We start from the raw sequence: 13,856 nt of genomic DNA on the forward strand, positions 1-13,856 counted from the left end.
GCGATGAAGAAGGTGCTGGAAGACATCCAGACCGGCGAATACGCCAAGAGCTTCATCCTGGAAAACAAGGCCGGTGCACCGACCCTGATGTCGCGTCGTCGCATCAACGCCGAACACCAGATCGAAATCGTGGGCGAGAAACTGCGCGCCATGATGCCTTGGATCAAGGCCAACAAGCTGGTCGATCAAAGCAAGAACTGATCTGCCACTTGTGGAAAAAAAACGCCACGGTTCGCCGTGGCGTTTTTTTTCGCCCCTGCACCCCTGCACATCGATGCGGATGACGGGGGCGCGAGCTGAAGGGCTGTGTCGTTACCGCTTGTTGCATTTGCCCAAGAACCAAGCGGATGGGCAGTCGTCGAAGTGCAGGGTGAATGACTTGAATATGAAGTTATCATCACCCGTCCACGACCAAGAATAAAGAGGATCCCCTATGACACCTTCCCGCAAACTGATGTTGGGCGCCGCTTTGGCGACCGCTTGCCTGGCATCGCAGGTCCAGGCGCAGACTCCGGCGCAAGCCCAGGGCAGCATGCCGGCTGCCGTCGCCACCACCGGTACCATGGTAGTGGTTCCCGCCAATGGCGAGATCAGCGTACCCAATGACCAGGCCCGCGTGACCCTGCAGGTCGAAGAGCAAGACAAGGACAAGGCCACCGCCGCCTCCCGTGTGAACCAGAAGATGAAGCAGGGCATCGAGCTGTTGAAGCGCCAGGACCCGCAAGCCACGCTCAAGAGCTACGGCTACTACACCTATGCGGTCTATGCCGAGCCGCCCCAGGTCACGCCCCAACAACCGCGTCAGCCGGCCAAGGCCCGCGCAGTGGTGGGCTGGCGCGTCGGCCAGTACCTGGAGATGACCACCGAGAACCTGAGCGCACTGCCCAAAACTGTGGCGTCGGCACAGAGCCTGTTGAACCTGAACGGCCTGCAGTTCGGACTGAGCCCGGCGGCTGCCCGCAAGCTGGATGCGGCCCTGGTCAACGCCACCTATCGCAACCTGGAAGAGCGTATCGGCTTCATCGCCAACGCCATGCATCGCGCTCCGTCGGACGCCGTGATCGAGACAGTTGACTTCGAAGGCTCGGGCAACTATGCGGCGCCGGCTGCCGCCCCCATGGCCAAGGCCGCCATGATGCGTTCGGACATGGTGCAGGAAAACGCCAGCGTGGCCGAACCCAGCTTCGAGCCGGGCGAATCCACCGTCAACATGCGTCTGGTCGGCAAGGTGCGGTTCAAGTAGGCAGGACCGGTGTCAAGAACTGTCAGCCCGCACGGGCTGACAGGGGAGGGAGGCTATAATCGGCCTCCCTTTCCGTTTTAAGGATCAACATGCGGAACATCGCCAAGCTCATCCTTCCCGTCGCGGCCGTCCTGCTGGCCGGTAGCGCCCATGCCGACATCTGTGCCGACCTGCGGGCCATGCAGCAGCAGGCCCCCTCGCATTTCGACGGCTGGAAGAAGGATGGTCAGGACTCGGTCGTCAAGGGCGACAAACGTGGCCCCGTCTACCTGTCCAATTTCATGCTCGATGGAGCCGAGGTCTGTACCATCTCCAGCAACTCCTCCGTCTATTCCTGCGTCTGGCGCCTGGCGTCACCGGCAGACCTGGGGCGCGCCTACCAGCGCATGGTCAACGACATCAAGGCCTGTGCGCCGCTGGGCAAGGAACCTGCCGGTATCATCGCCGACGAACCTCAGCAGCGCAGCCAGGGTGACCTGCGCCAGGTCACCGAGGTGACCGGTTTTGACTATGCCGACGTCGAAGCGACCGTGCTGGTCGGCCAGATGCAGTTGACCGGACCGAAAGGTCTGGCGCGCAATGAACTGAAGTTCAGCTTCTCGCATCCCCAGCCCCGCTAGCGGCCGCTCGTCTGTACGGCCGCCACCGCCCCTCCCGGGTCGACAGCCACCGCCGGTGTCGACCCGCCCCGCGGGCGGATTGGCAAAACCTCTCCCAGACCGTCAAATAGCGCCCGCCAAGCGCCCCGGGCGGCGCATTTCGTTGCATTTAACGGGCGCTGGACTAGAATAGGCACGCTTTTACTTTTGAACTTTCCGCGAGCACTACGCGATCATTGGAGCAACATTGAACAATAACCACTATCCCCACCCCATTATCGCCCGCGAAGGCTGGCCCTTCCTGACCATCGCCGTGGTCGTGGCACTGCTGGCCACCTATTTCTGCGGCGCCTGGTCCTTCCCGCTGTGGATCATTGCGCTGTTCGTGCTGCAGTTCTTCCGCGATCCGCCGCGCGTGATCCCGCAGGCCGCCAATGCGGTGCTGTCGCCGGCCGATGGCCGTATCGTGGTGGTGGCCCGTGCCCATGATCCCTACGCTGACCGTGAAGCCCTGAAGATCAGCGTCTTCATGAACGTCTTCAACGTCCACTCCAACCGTTCTCCGGTGGATGGCAAGATCGAGAAGGTGCAATATTTCCCCGGCAAGTTCGTCAATGCCGACCTCGACAAGGCCTCGCTGGAAAACGAGCGCAATGCCCTGGCCATCACCACCACCAGCGGTCACAGCGTGACCTGCGTGCAAGTGGCCGGCCTGATCGCCCGCCGCATCCTGTGCTACGTCAAGGCCGCTGACACCCTGGCCCGTGGCCAGCGCTACGGTTTCATCCGCTTCGGCTCGCGGGTGGACGTGTACCTGCCGCTGACCGCTATCCCCAAGGTCAGCGTGGGTGAAAAGGTTTCCGCGACCGAAACCATTCTGGCCGAACTCTGATCACACCTGCATAGCCTGCACCCGCCGCTGTATGGATGAGGCGGGTGGTTTTCTGCATAACCTCTACTGGACATCGATGCCAACACTAAGACGACGCAAGGCCAAGGCCGGCATTCCCTTCCCGAAATCCCTGCGCAAGCCCAAGGCGGCGCAACTGGACGAATCCGGGCAGGTGGTGGTGCGGCGCCGGTCGCGCGGGATCTACCTGTTGCCCAATGCCTTCACCACGGCCGCGCTGTTCTGCGGTTTCTACGCCATCGTGATGGCGATGAACCTCAAGTTCGACTATGCCGCCATCGCCATCTTCGTGGCCATGGTGCTGGACAGCCTGGACGGCCGGGTCGCCCGCATGACCAATACCCAGAGCGAGTTCGGCGCCCAGTACGACAGCCTGTCCGACATGGTCTCCTTCGGTGCCGCGCCGGCGCTGGTGGTCTACGAATGGTCGCTGCGCGGCATGGGCAAGCTGGGCTGGCTGGCGGCCTTCGTCTATTGCGCTGGTGGCGCGCTGCGGCTGGCGCGCTTCAACACCAATATCGCGGTGGTCGACAAGCGCTACTTCCAGGGCTTGCCCAGCCCGGCCGCAGCGGCACTGGTGGCCGGTTTCGTCTGGCTCATGGATGACCTGCGCTTTGCCGGTACCGACCTCAGCTGGTACGGCTGGGTGATCACCCTGTACGCCGGCATCACCATGGTGACCAATGTGCCGTTCTACAGCTTCAAGGACGTCAATTTCCGCAAGCCGGTCCCCTTCATCGCCGCACTGCTGGTGGTGGTGGCGCTGGTGCTCATTTCCAGCGATCCGTCCAAGGTCTTGTTCGGCCTGTTCGTGCTGTACGGCCTGTCCGGCTATGGCGTCTATCTCTGGCGCCGTCTCAAGGGCCGCCCGGTCAGCATCGTGCAGACCAAGGATGAGCACGGGGACGAGCCGCATTGAGTTGTCCGGGTCATGGCCCTTCATGGTCATGACCATGCCAGCTACGCAGACACCCGGCCCCGTGCCGGGTGTTTTGCTTCCGGGCCAGTGCGGTTTTTTGGGGTCGCCTTCACATCCGGCAAGTTTTTGCTAAACTGCGTTCATCGCTTTATATATTTCTTCATAGTTCGCAATCGCGACATGAATGAAAATAGATCATGGCAATCGATACCACACTGACATCGCTGGGTAGTCTGAACTCCTACGGTCTTCCCGCAGAGAGTGGCGCCAGCAATCCGGTCAAGGCCAGCGACAATCCGGCAGCGGTGGCGCAGGCCATCGAATTGTCGACCGATGCCTCGGTGATCGTCAGCCTGGGCGGCGCGGGCGCAGGCAGTGGCCAGGGGCAGAATGCCCTGACCTACAATGCCGCCGGCCTGTTTGATGCTATCGTCAGCGCCGGTTCGGCCGACAATACCTCCCCAGACCTGACCCAGAACCAGGCCAGCCAGTCCTATTACCAGGGCATCCTCGCCAGCATCACGACCCCGCCGACGACCTCCGGCATCTATGACGGCAACGGGCAATTCAGCGGCAACAGTGGCCTGACATCCGATCTGTCGTCGCTGCTCAAGTCCGATCCTGGCCTCACCAGCACCATCGTTGGCGACCTGATCAATCAGGGCATCGTCGGCGGTCTCATTTCCACCACCGCCTGAGCGCTCACGCGCTTCCTCCCGCAATCAGCCTGGCCAATTGCTCGCGCAGGGCGGCATCGTGCTGGCTGCGTTCGCTGATGCGGTGATCGACACCGGGCAGGTCGATGATGCGGCAGTCCGCCGCCGTGGCGTGTTGCCGCACCAGCTCCGCCACCTCGGCGGGAATCACGGCGTCCTCGCTGCCCCGCACCAGCGTGATGCGTCCCCGGTAGTGCGAGATCATCTCCAGTACCTCGGCCTCGCGCCAACTGCCGGGGCGGCGCAGGGCTGTGCTGAATGCCGGTCCGAAGGGCAGGGCAAAGGCGGCGCCATCATAGATGGCACCCACCAGCGTGACCACGTGGGTGATCTGGTTGTCGGGTCGGCAGGCCAGGCGCAGGGCGATTTCCCCGCTCATGCTCACGCCCACCACAGTGCGTGGACCGACGGTGCAGCGCTCCAGCGCCGCCTGGGCTTCAGCCAGCCGTTTGGAAAGGGAATTGGGATGCACGGCGCTGCTGGCGCCGTGGCCGGAAAAATCGATGGCCGCGCTGGCGCATCCCAGCCGGGCCAGGGTCTGGCGTAGCGGCCACTGGCGCTGCCGGTTGCCTTGCCCGGCACCATGCAGCACCAGGGTATGGACGGCCTGGCCGTCCGCGGCACGGATGAGGTCGGCCGCCAGTGTTTCGGCGCCGACGGCCAGGGCCAGTTCTTCCTGCCGCAGTCCGTCAGCGAGCTGGAGGCTGGCGGGGGTGGCGGGAGTGGCGGGGGGGGGGGGGGGGGCTTCAGTCGCCGGGATGGCGGCGCTCCAGGCTGGGGCTGCTGGCATAGAAGTGGCGTTTGGCTTCATACATCAAGGCATCGGCACGTTGCACCACGTGCTCCAGGCGCTCACCCGGGGTGGCGGTGGCCGCGCCCATGGACAGGCTCAGCGTCACGCCGGAGTAATACTGGTTGTTGATCTCCACCAGCTTCTGGATCTGGTCCATCAGCAACTGGCAGCCGCGCTCGTCGGTAGCCGGCAGCAGGATGGCGAATTCGTCGCCACCGGTGCGCGCCACGCTGCCCGGACGTTCGACCGCCTTGCCCAGCACTTCGCCCACCCGGCGCAGCAGGCCATCGCCGGTGGCATGGCCGAGCTCATCGTTGACTTCCTTCAGGCCGTTCAGGTCGGCCACGATCACACTGACCGGGAAGGGGCCCTTGCGCTCCAGGCGGTTCAGTTCATCGACCATGTAGGCGCGGTTGTGCAGCTTGGTCAGCTCGTCGTGCTTGCCCAGGAATTCCAGGTAGGCCTCGGCCTTCTTGCGGGCGGTGATGTCGGTCAGCGCCACCAGCACCAGGTCCCAGTTGTCTTCGTGACCCGGGAAGACAGAAAACTGCAGATGCACGTGCAGCGTATCGCCATTGAGCGCGTAATTGACCACTTCGCGGTGGTGCAGCAGGTTGCCGTTCCACAGATCGATGAGCTGCTCATTGAAGTGCGGCCGCATGTCATCGCGGAACACGTCCGACAGGCGCGAGAGCAGGGTGGCCTTGTCCGGCGCGCCGAACATGGACAGCGTCTGCAGGTTGACGTCGATGACGCGGATTTCCTGCATGCAGCGTTCCACGAACTCGGGGTGGACGTCGGTGAAGGTGCGGAAATCGGTGATGCCGATACGGTGCAGGTCGTCGAAGAGCCGCTTGACGGCGCTGAAGTCCTCCACCCACAGCGAAATGGGCGAATACTCGAACAGCCCGCGCGCATAGTTTTCGCTGCGCGAGAGTTTCTTGCGGGCGGTTTCGCGTTCGGTGACGTTCTCGATGGCCAGCAGCACGTAGTCCCAGCTCTCTTCGCTACCCGGCATGATGCGACCGGACAGCTGGATGTCCAGCCGCCTGCCGCCCAGGGTGTAGTTGACGGTATAGCTGGAGAAGGTCGAACCGCCGTTCCAGAGCTGCACCATTTCGTCGATGAAGGTGTCGATCATGTCGTCCCGGAACACCTTGTCCAGGTTCGCCACCAGATGCGCCAGGTCGCGTGCCTCGTACCATTCCAGGGTACGGCGGTTGACGTCGACCACCTTGATCTGCATGGCGCAGGCCTGCGCCCGCGAGGTGTCCTGGGTCAGGTAGCTGCGCAGGTCGGTGACACCCTCGGCGCGCCATTGGTCGAACAGGCGCTTGAGGCCGCTGTAATCCTCTTTCCACAAGGAAACCGGAGTCAGGTCGAAGGTATCTTTTTCTGAAAGCGCCGGGATAGCGGCCGGCGCAGGGCTTGCTGGAGGCTGATCGTTCTGCATAACACTTCATCTTTTGCTGATGCTGAAGTGTAATGGTTTGCATGCTCTCCTGCACATCTTCGCCGGCCGTTTGCGTAAATTCACGCCATTGTTTGCGCTATTACCGTGAAAACCGCGGATTTGAAGGTGGTTTTGTTGATTGAAAGTTAATCATCCACATCCACCGCGTCCACCGCCTCCACTGCGCCACTTCGGCCCGCACCTCTGCGATCAGCGCGCCCGACTTGCGAGCAGCACGTTGCGCCAATCGCCCAGCCGTCGCAAGAGCTTGGCCCAGGGGGCGTACCAGGGCGGCTGCGGCGTGGCCAGGCACAGCAATTCGCCGCCTTGCGGCGCCAGGATGCTGACCCAGCCCTCGCGCTCCAGTACCAGGCACTCACCATCCTCCAGACGGGTCTGGCGGCTGACCAGGCGATCCAGTTGCCAGTACGTCCCTTCGGTGATGCGCAACAGCGGCGCCTGGCACAGCAGCTGGCTGCCGGCCGGCAGCCACAGTTGCAGGTGTTGCCCGCAGCCCAGTTGCAGTCTCCGGGGCGCAGGCTGGGCGGCGGGAAGGGTGGGATGGCTGGGGGTAGGCATGGCTTGCTCCGTCGTGGTGGGGATGAGTGCAGTCTAGGGAGTCGCCAGCCAGCGCAACAGGCACAGGAAAATTCAGGCTGCTGCGTAACAGCGGCCGTTTTTTTGCTCTGTTACCGTTGCTTTTCGAATACTCTGTATCTGTTCTGGTCCTTGCCGGAAGAAGATGATGACTGTTATGGATACCAGCCTCCACCTCCCCGATCTCAAGCCCGCGCTACCGCCGGCCATTCCTGAATCTGGCGCCGATGCTGGCGCGGATGTTGGCGCTCATGCCGGCACGCCCACGGTCAGCCCGGAAGGCGCCCGCCAGCCGCTGTACCGGCGCCTGGCGGAGCACTATCAGGGTGCGATCCAGTCCGGCACCCTGGTGGCCGGCGACCGCATGCCTTCGGTGCGCGACCTGATGCGCCAGCACCAGGTGAGCCTGTCCACCGCCTTGCAGACGTTGCGTCATATGGAGGAGGGCGGCTGGCTGGAAGCCCGTCCGCGTTCCGGCTATTTCGTGCGCCAGCCGCGCCGCTCGGCCATCCGCCCGGTGCAGGAGCCCAAGAGCCTGATGGCCATCGATCCCGAGCAGTACGCCGGCATCCATGAAAAGGTGTCGCAATACATCGCCCTGCGCCAGAGCGGTGCGCCGCGCATCGACCTTTCCGGCATGACCTGCGCGCCCGAGCTGTATGCGGTGGAAACCTTGAAGCAGGCCGCCATGCGTGCCCTGCGCGACCGCCCCGAGCTGCTCACCAGCGCCATGCCGCACAACGGCAATGCCACCTTCCGCCAGTCCGTGGCGCGGCGGGCGCTACACCATGGCATGCGCATCGATCACGAAGAAGTGGTGGTCACCCACGGCTGTATCGAAGCGCTCAACCTGGCCCTGCGGGCGGTGGCCGGCCCCGGTGACACCATCGCCGTGGAGTCGCCGACCTATTTCGGCCTGTTGCAGGCCCTGGAAAACCTGGGCATGAAGGCGCTGGAGATCCCGACCAGCCCGCATACCGGCATCTCGGTGGAGGCGCTGGAACTGGCGGTGCGCACCTACGGCAATATCAAGGGCGTGGTGGTGGTGCCCAACCTGCAGAACCCGCTGGGCTGCATCATGCCCGACGAGCACAAGGACAAGCTGGTGCGCCTGTGTGAAGAATTGCGCCTGCCGCTGATCGAAGATGATGCCTACACCGAACTGGCCGACGGCAACGTGCCGCCGTCCAGTCTCAAGAGCCGCGATCGCAGCGGCAATGTGATCTATTGTGCCTCCCTGAACAAGGTGCTGGCGCCGGGCATGCGCCTGGGCTGGATGAATGGCGGGCGCTGGCATGAGCGGGTCAAGATGCTCAAGTTCACCCATACCCGCGCCAACGAGGAATGGACCCAGGTCACCGCCGCCGACTTCATCGCCAGCCCGGCCTACGACCGCCACCTGCGCCGCCTGCGCCAGTTGCTCAAGGAACAGCGCGAACGCATGGCCGAATCGATTGCGGCCTATTTCCCCGAGGGCACGCGCCTGAATGTGCCCAATGGCGGTGTCGGCCTGTGGGTGGAGCTGCCGGTGCAGGTGTGCTCGCAGCAGATGTTCGAGCGGGCGCTGGCCGAGGGCGTGGGGGTGTCGCCGGGTGCCATCTTCTCCAATTCCAACCGCTATGGGCATTTCCTGCGCATCTGCTGCGGTCATCCTTTTACCCGCGAACTGGACCAGGCGCTGCGCCGCCTGGGCAGTATCGGGCATAGCTTGGCGGGACAGTAGGGCCGTCGGCAAGGTGAAGGTTTCGTCAGGCCGCCCCGGGTGCAGTCCCGGGGCGGCCTTTTTGCATTCCGGGCCGGTGATGAGGCAGGGAGGGCAGAGAATCAGGCATTGCCCGAAAGGGCGGGCTGCGTCAGACTTGTAAAGAACATGTAAAGACGAGGGCTTGCATTCTCACGCGTGCCGCCTTGATCCGATGTCCTTTCCGGGAGACCAGTCCATGCCTGAACCGCAGCAGCAGATGCAGCACGCCCACCAGGTCCGTTTGCACGCGGCGATCGACGCCCACATGGCCGGGCGCCTGGACGAGGCCCGTGCCGTCTACGAGGCGGTGCTGGAAGAGGATCCCATCGAGCCGGTGGCATTGCACTTCTACGGCATCTGGCTGCATCAGGCCGGGCGCCATGAAGAGGCGCTGGACAAGCTGGAACTCTCCAGCGCGCTGGAGCCCGACAATGCGGCCTGGCACAACGACCTGGGCAACGTGCTGTTTGCGCTGGGCCAGGTGGAAGGCGCCGAACAGGCCTACGCTGACGCGCTGGCGCTGACGCCGCAAGACCACACCGTCTGGAACAACCTGGGCGCCGCCCTGCTCCAGCAAGAGCGCCGGGAAGAGGCCATGGCGGCCTTCGAGCGGGCGGTGGAGATTGCCCCCGAGTTTGTGCCCTCCCTGCTGCACCTGGGCAGCCTGCATGAAGCCGCGGGCGACAAGATGCAGGCCTCGCACTACCAGTGCCGCGCCTACGTGCTGCCACCGATGGAGGGCAAGTCCTGGGAGATGGTGGGGATTTCCTTCTATTTCCTCGGCCGTCTGGAGGAGGCCGCGCAAGCCTATCGCGCCTGGCTGCAAGAGCAACCGGACAACCCGATCGCAGCCCACATGCTGGCCGCCTGCTCACAGGACGAGGTGCCCGCCCGTGCCTCGGACCGCTACATCGAATCGCACTTCGACCGCTACGCCGAGACCTTCGAGGCCAACCTGTTGCAAAGCCTGGCCTATCGCGGTCCCAGCCTGATCGCCCAGGGCCTGGCGCGGCTGCTGGCGCCGTCACGCCAGTTCGCCACCGTCGACATCGGCTGCGGTACGGGTCTGTGCGCGGCCCAGGTGGCGCCGTTCTCGCATCGCATCATCGGCGTCGACCTGGCCGGCAAGATGCTGGAAAAGGCCGCCAGCACCGGGCTCTACGCCCATCTGGAGAAGGCCGAGATCGGCGACTACCTGGCGCGGCATCCGCAATCCTGCGACCTTGTCACCGCCGCCGACACGATGATCTACTTCGGCGACCTGGATCAGGTCTTCGGCGCGGTCGCCGGTGCCTTGCGCAGTGGCGGCTATTTCGCCTTCACGGTCGAGGCGCTGACGGCCCAGGACCCCGCCGAGGCCGGTTATTGCCTGCATGCCAGCGGTCGCTATCGCCACGGGCGCGATTACGTACAGCAGGTACTGCAGGCGCACGGCATGGAGGTGCTGCACGACAGCGACGAGATCCTGCGCGAGGAAGTGCGACAGCCGGTGGCGGGCATGCTGCTGGTGGCCCGCCGCCGCTGATCGGATCGGGTATTCAGGCCGCCGCGTGCAGTGCGGCTTCGACCTGGCTGCGGGTGGGGATGGGTTCCACCGCGCCATAGCCGGTGGTGGACAGGGCGGCGGCGACATTGGCGTAGCGCGCTGCCGCGAAGGGATCGCTGCCGCGCATCAGCTCGGCCATGAAGGCGCCGCCGAAGCAGTCACCGGCGCCGGTGGCATCCAGCGCCTGTACCGGATAGGGCGCCACCATGCGCCGCTCCTGGGGTGTGGCCACGTAGCAGCCTTCCTTGCCCAGCTTGAAGGCCACCAGTTGCACGCCATAGCCCAGCAGGCGGTCCACGATGGCGTCGCGATCTTCCAGTCCGGTCAACATGGACACATCTTCCCAGCTCGGCAGGCAGATATCGCACAGGCCGAAGGCCTGTTCCATCTTTTCGCGGGCGCGCTCCAGCGACCACAGACGCAGGCGCAGATTGGTATCCAGCGAGGTCGGCACGCCGGCTGCACGGGCCTGGGCCATGGCGGCCAGGCCTGCTTCGCAGGCACTTTCACTGATGGCCAGGCTGATTCCCGACAGGTGCAGGGCAGCCGCGCCGGCGACGCTCTCCAGCGGCAGGTCGGCCGTCTGGTACTGGCTGGCCGCCGAGTCGGCGCGGCGGTAGTGGAACTGATGGCCGCTGTCATCATGGGTGACGAAGTAGATGCCGGTGCTGGCGCCCGGGCGCACGGCCACGTGCTGCACGTCGACCTGCTCGCGCTGCCACAGGGCCAGCAGGTCCTGCCCGAAATGATCATCGCCGACGGCGCTGACATAGGCCGAGGCCGCCCCCTGGCGGGCGGCGGCGATGGCGAAGTTGGAGGTGTCGCCGCCATATCCCTGCAGGAAATTGCGCGGCGACGAGATGCTCTGGTTGAATTCCACCATGGCTTCGCCATAGGCGAGGATCTGCTTGCTCATGTTGTGCTGAAACGAAGTCGAAGTACGCAGGAACGAAAATGAATAAGAACCGGGAAGAAAACCCGGATGAACCGGGTGGCCTCAGAAGAAGGTCTGCACGATGTCGGTGACATCGAAGCGGGCATCCACCACCACCAGATGACGCCACTTGTCGAAGGTCAGGCAGGGGTGCGAGATGTCGAAGGCGATCATGTCGCCGACCTTGATGTCGTCGCCTGCGGCGATCTTGAGGTAGGCGTGCTGGTCCATCATGCCGGTGACTTCCCAGTGCGCTGGCGTGGCCTGCGGCTGGGTGTCATGGCCCGGACGGAAGCGCGTCACCGGTGCCGGCAGGCCGGCATCGAAGGCGGCGTCGCGCTTGCCCAGGGCGATGATGGCCTTGTCGCTTTCCGGGATGGATTGCACGTAGGCCCATAGCTGCAGCGCCGGCTGCAACTGGCTGCGCATGCTGTGCGCCACCGGATTACGGACCTGGATCTGGGCCTGCGCGGCGCGGTAGATGCCCACGTCGTGGGTCAGGTAGCAGCCCGGGCGCAGCACCACGTCCAGGGCCGCACCGATATCGGCCTGGCCGAACTCTTCGGCCACCACGTCGTACCAGGCCGAACCGGCCCCGGTCAGCACCGCCGGACCGTGCGCCAGGCGGCGCGCCAGCTTGCCCTGCGCGGCCAGTTCGCCGATACAGGCCACGGCGCGTTGCAGGAAGCGGCGGATATCGACCTCTTCCTTGAGCACGCCTTCATACACTTCCACCCCGGCCAGGGCGAGGCTGTCCCAGCGTTCGATCTCGGCCAGCACGGCAGCCTGCTGGTCGGCATCGCGCACGCCGGTGCGACCGCCGGCCGGGCCCAGTTCCAGCAGCACGTTCAGGGTTTGCTTGCGTTCGGCGAAGAAGCGGCCGAGCTGCTCCACCAGATCGGCCGAATCGACCAGGCAGAAGAATTCGAATGAGGGGTCGGCCAGCAGCTCCGAGATGATGGCCATGTTGCGCTTGCCCACCAGCTGGTTGGCCATGATCACGCGGCGCACGCCGTGGTGATAGGCCGCCAGGGTCTGGTGCGCAGTGGCCAGGGTGATGCCCCAGGCGCCGGTGTCGAGCTGGCGCGCAAACAGCTTGGGCGCCATGGTGGTCTTGCCGTGCGGGGCCAGCTTGACCTGGTATTGGCCGACAAATTCCTGCATCCACTTCAGGTTGTGGGCGATCTTTTCTTCATACAACACCGCGGCCGGCAGGCTGATGTCCTCGTTGAGCAGGTTCCAGCGCACGCTGCCGGCCTGCTGCGGCGACAGCGGCTGGGGCAGGGCGCCCAGACCCTTGTTGAGCGGGTCGACGATGCCGGGCTGATAAGGTCCGTGGTAGTTTGTATCATTCATCGCATTAATTCCTGTGAAATTAGGATTGACGTAATAATAGCCTTGAATTTACTATGTTTATGCCGTGTTAGTAAATAACATAAATTATTTTCGCGGCTCTTTTTGGTGCATCCGGCATGCACTTTTCCGGGTATTTTCCGCCGACCTGATCCTTTCACCCCATGGCGCAGACATTGGACATCATTTCCCGCATCAGCGAGCGTAGCAGCACCTTGCGACTGGCCGAACAGAAGGTGGCCGAGGCCATCCTGGGCGACCTCTCGGCCGCCGCCAGCGCCAGCATCGGTGAGCTGGCCGAGAAGGCCGGGGTGTCGGTGGCCAGCGTGACACGCTTTGCCAAGGCCATGGGCTGCCGCGACGTGCGTGAATTCAAGTTCCTGCTGGCACAGGCGGTGGCGGTGGGCCAGCGCTTCTTCGATGGCGCCAAGACCCTGCCGTCGGAACAGCCGCCGGAACTGGCCGACGTGGTCTATCGCGACATCCATGCGGTGCTGGAGCTGAACCGCGCCATGCTCAATCCGGACATGCTGATGCAAGCCGCGCACCTGCTGCAGGGCGCGCGCATGATCTACTGCTTCGGCATGGGCGGCGGCTCGACCATGATGTCCGACGAGGCGCGCTATCGCCTGGTACGCCTGGGGCGACCGGTGGCGACCTACCACGACGCGGTGCTGCAGAAGATGGTGGCCGCCACCCTGGACAAGGAAGACGTGCTGCTGGTCTTCTCCACCACCGGCAGCGTGCCGGAACTGCTGGCCAGCTGCGAGGTGGCGCGCGAATACGGCGTCAAGCTGATCGCCATCACTGCCCTGGGTTCGCCACTGGCCAGGCTGGCCGATGTGCTCTTGCCCATCAAGACGCTGGAGACCGACCTGATTTTCAAACCGTCCTCGTCGCGCTACGCCATGATGGCGACGCTGGACATGCTGGTGCTGGAGCTGGCCCTGCTGCACAAGGAAAGCAGCCAGGAACGGCTGCGCCGCCTCAAGTACGTGCTCGACGCACATCGCGGCGGGGGCGACCTGCACCAGCCGCTGGGAGACTGA

The 13,856-nt window shown here is 64.3% G+C and carries 13 protein-coding genes and 1 pseudogene; 9 read left to right on the forward strand and 5 right to left on the reverse strand.

The features are described 5' to 3' along the window. The 6 genes and pseudogenes from BTM36_RS06200 to BTM36_RS06225 form a co-directional block, all read left to right on the forward strand. Nucleotides 1-201, forward strand: a pseudogene (locus BTM36_RS06200) (ketol-acid reductoisomerase); the annotation flags it as partial. A 232-nt stretch (nucleotides 202-433) separates the two neighbouring features. Continuing rightward, nucleotides 434-1,243, forward strand: a complete 810-nt coding sequence (locus BTM36_RS06205) for an SIMPL domain-containing protein (RefSeq protein WP_077235609.1) — start codon at nucleotides 434-436, stop codon at nucleotides 1,241-1,243. An 89-nt stretch (nucleotides 1,244-1,332) separates the two neighbouring features. Continuing rightward, a complete protein-coding gene (locus BTM36_RS06210) occupies nucleotides 1,333-1,863 on the forward strand; it encodes a hypothetical protein (protein ID WP_006712893.1) in 531 nt (176 codons plus the stop codon). Nucleotides 1,864-2,089: 226 nt separating this feature from the next. Next, nucleotides 2,090-2,734: a phosphatidylserine decarboxylase gene (locus BTM36_RS06215; protein WP_077235610.1), complete on the forward strand. Its 645-nt coding sequence runs from the start codon at nucleotides 2,090-2,092 to the stop codon at nucleotides 2,732-2,734. 76 nt (nucleotides 2,735-2,810) lie between these two features. Beyond that, on the forward strand, nucleotides 2,811-3,671 hold the full coding sequence (pssA, locus tag BTM36_RS06220) for a CDP-diacylglycerol--serine O-phosphatidyltransferase (protein ID WP_006712897.1): 861 nt from the start codon (nucleotides 2,811-2,813) through the stop codon (nucleotides 3,669-3,671). A gap of 197 nt (nucleotides 3,672-3,868) precedes the next feature. Continuing rightward, nucleotides 3,869-4,369, forward strand: a complete 501-nt coding sequence (locus BTM36_RS06225; RefSeq protein ID WP_077235611.1) for a hypothetical protein — start codon at nucleotides 3,869-3,871, stop codon at nucleotides 4,367-4,369. 4 nt (nucleotides 4,370-4,373) lie between these two features. On the opposite strand, the gene BTM36_RS06230 is transcribed toward BTM36_RS06225, so the two are convergent. The 3 genes from BTM36_RS06230 to BTM36_RS06240 all read right to left on the reverse strand — a co-directional run bounded on the left by BTM36_RS06230 (nucleotide 4,374) and on the right by BTM36_RS06240 (nucleotide 7,212). Further along, nucleotides 4,374-5,177, reverse strand: a complete 804-nt coding sequence (locus BTM36_RS06230; protein ID WP_254426949.1) for an alpha/beta hydrolase — start codon at nucleotides 5,175-5,177, stop codon at nucleotides 4,374-4,376. Further along, complete coding sequence (locus BTM36_RS06235; protein WP_077235612.1) at nucleotides 5,134-6,633, reverse strand: sensor domain-containing diguanylate cyclase; 1,500 nt, start codon at nucleotides 6,631-6,633, stop codon at nucleotides 5,134-5,136. Before BTM36_RS06235 ends, BTM36_RS06230 begins: the two co-directional genes overlap by 44 nt. A 210-nt stretch (nucleotides 6,634-6,843) precedes the next feature. Next, nucleotides 6,844-7,212 (reverse strand): hypothetical protein, encoded by a 369-nt coding sequence (locus tag BTM36_RS06240; protein ID WP_077235613.1) that lies wholly within the window; start codon nucleotides 7,210-7,212, stop codon nucleotides 6,844-6,846. Nucleotides 7,213-7,387: 175 nt separating this feature from the next. On the opposite strand from BTM36_RS06240, the gene BTM36_RS06245 reads away from it, so the two are divergent. Further along, nucleotides 7,388-8,953 (forward strand): PLP-dependent aminotransferase family protein, encoded by a 1,566-nt coding sequence (locus tag BTM36_RS06245; protein WP_077235614.1) that lies wholly within the window; start codon nucleotides 7,388-7,390, stop codon nucleotides 8,951-8,953. Between the two features lie 217 nt (nucleotides 8,954-9,170). Next, nucleotides 9,171-10,499 (forward strand): tetratricopeptide repeat protein, encoded by a 1,329-nt coding sequence (locus BTM36_RS06250; protein WP_077235615.1) that lies wholly within the window; start codon nucleotides 9,171-9,173, stop codon nucleotides 10,497-10,499. A 13-nt stretch (nucleotides 10,500-10,512) separates the two neighbouring features. Here BTM36_RS06250 and BTM36_RS06255 read toward each other — a convergent pair whose 3' ends face one another. Together BTM36_RS06255 and BTM36_RS06260 are read right to left on the reverse strand one after the other, a co-directional pair. Then, nucleotides 10,513-11,436: a sugar kinase gene (locus BTM36_RS06255; protein ID WP_077235616.1), complete on the reverse strand. Its 924-nt coding sequence runs from the start codon at nucleotides 11,434-11,436 to the stop codon at nucleotides 10,513-10,515. An 81-nt stretch (nucleotides 11,437-11,517) separates the two neighbouring features. Then, nucleotides 11,518-12,810: an amino acid deaminase gene (locus tag BTM36_RS06260; protein ID WP_077235617.1), complete on the reverse strand. Its 1,293-nt coding sequence runs from the start codon at nucleotides 12,808-12,810 to the stop codon at nucleotides 11,518-11,520. Nucleotides 12,811-12,971: 161 nt separating this feature from the next. Here BTM36_RS06260 and BTM36_RS06265 point away from each other — a divergent pair, with 161 nt between their 5' ends. Continuing rightward, nucleotides 12,972-13,856, forward strand: a complete 885-nt coding sequence (locus tag BTM36_RS06265; protein WP_006712912.1) for a MurR/RpiR family transcriptional regulator — start codon at nucleotides 12,972-12,974, stop codon at nucleotides 13,854-13,856.

This window comes from Herbaspirillum sp. VT-16-41 (assembly GCF_001994935.1).
GTDB classification, from domain to species: domain Bacteria; phylum Pseudomonadota; class Gammaproteobacteria; order Burkholderiales; family Burkholderiaceae_D; genus Herbaspirillum; species Herbaspirillum frisingense.

Excerpts from the sequence above, each read along its gene's own strand:
- pssA (WP_006712897.1), top strand. The coding sequence starts at position 2,811 with ATGCCAACACTAAGACGACGCAAGGCCAAGGCCGGCATTCCCTTCCCG.
- BTM36_RS06210 (WP_006712893.1), top strand. The coding sequence starts at position 1,333 with ATGCGGAACATCGCCAAGCTCATCCTTCCCGTCGCGGCCGTCCTGCTG.
- BTM36_RS06260 (WP_077235617.1), bottom strand. The coding sequence starts at position 12,810 with ATGAATGATACAAACTACCACGGACCTTATCAGCCCGGCATCGTCGAC.
- BTM36_RS06230 (WP_254426949.1), bottom strand. The coding sequence starts at position 5,177 with ATGCCAGCAGCCCCAGCCTGGAGCGCCGCCATCCCGGCGACTGAAGCC.
- BTM36_RS06245 (WP_077235614.1), top strand. The coding sequence starts at position 7,388 with ATGGATACCAGCCTCCACCTCCCCGATCTCAAGCCCGCGCTACCGCCG.
- BTM36_RS06255 (WP_077235616.1), bottom strand. The coding sequence starts at position 11,436 with ATGAGCAAGCAGATCCTCGCCTATGGCGAAGCCATGGTGGAATTCAAC.
- BTM36_RS06235 (WP_077235612.1), bottom strand. The coding sequence starts at position 6,633 with ATGCAGAACGATCAGCCTCCAGCAAGCCCTGCGCCGGCCGCTATCCCG.
- BTM36_RS06240 (WP_077235613.1), bottom strand. The coding sequence starts at position 7,212 with ATGCCTACCCCCAGCCATCCCACCCTTCCCGCCGCCCAGCCTGCGCCC.
- BTM36_RS06225 (WP_077235611.1), top strand. The coding sequence starts at position 3,869 with ATGGCAATCGATACCACACTGACATCGCTGGGTAGTCTGAACTCCTAC.
- BTM36_RS06205 (WP_077235609.1), top strand. The coding sequence starts at position 434 with ATGACACCTTCCCGCAAACTGATGTTGGGCGCCGCTTTGGCGACCGCT.
- BTM36_RS06265 (WP_006712912.1), top strand. The coding sequence starts at position 12,972 with ATGGCGCAGACATTGGACATCATTTCCCGCATCAGCGAGCGTAGCAGC.
- BTM36_RS06250 (WP_077235615.1), top strand. The coding sequence starts at position 9,171 with ATGCCTGAACCGCAGCAGCAGATGCAGCACGCCCACCAGGTCCGTTTG.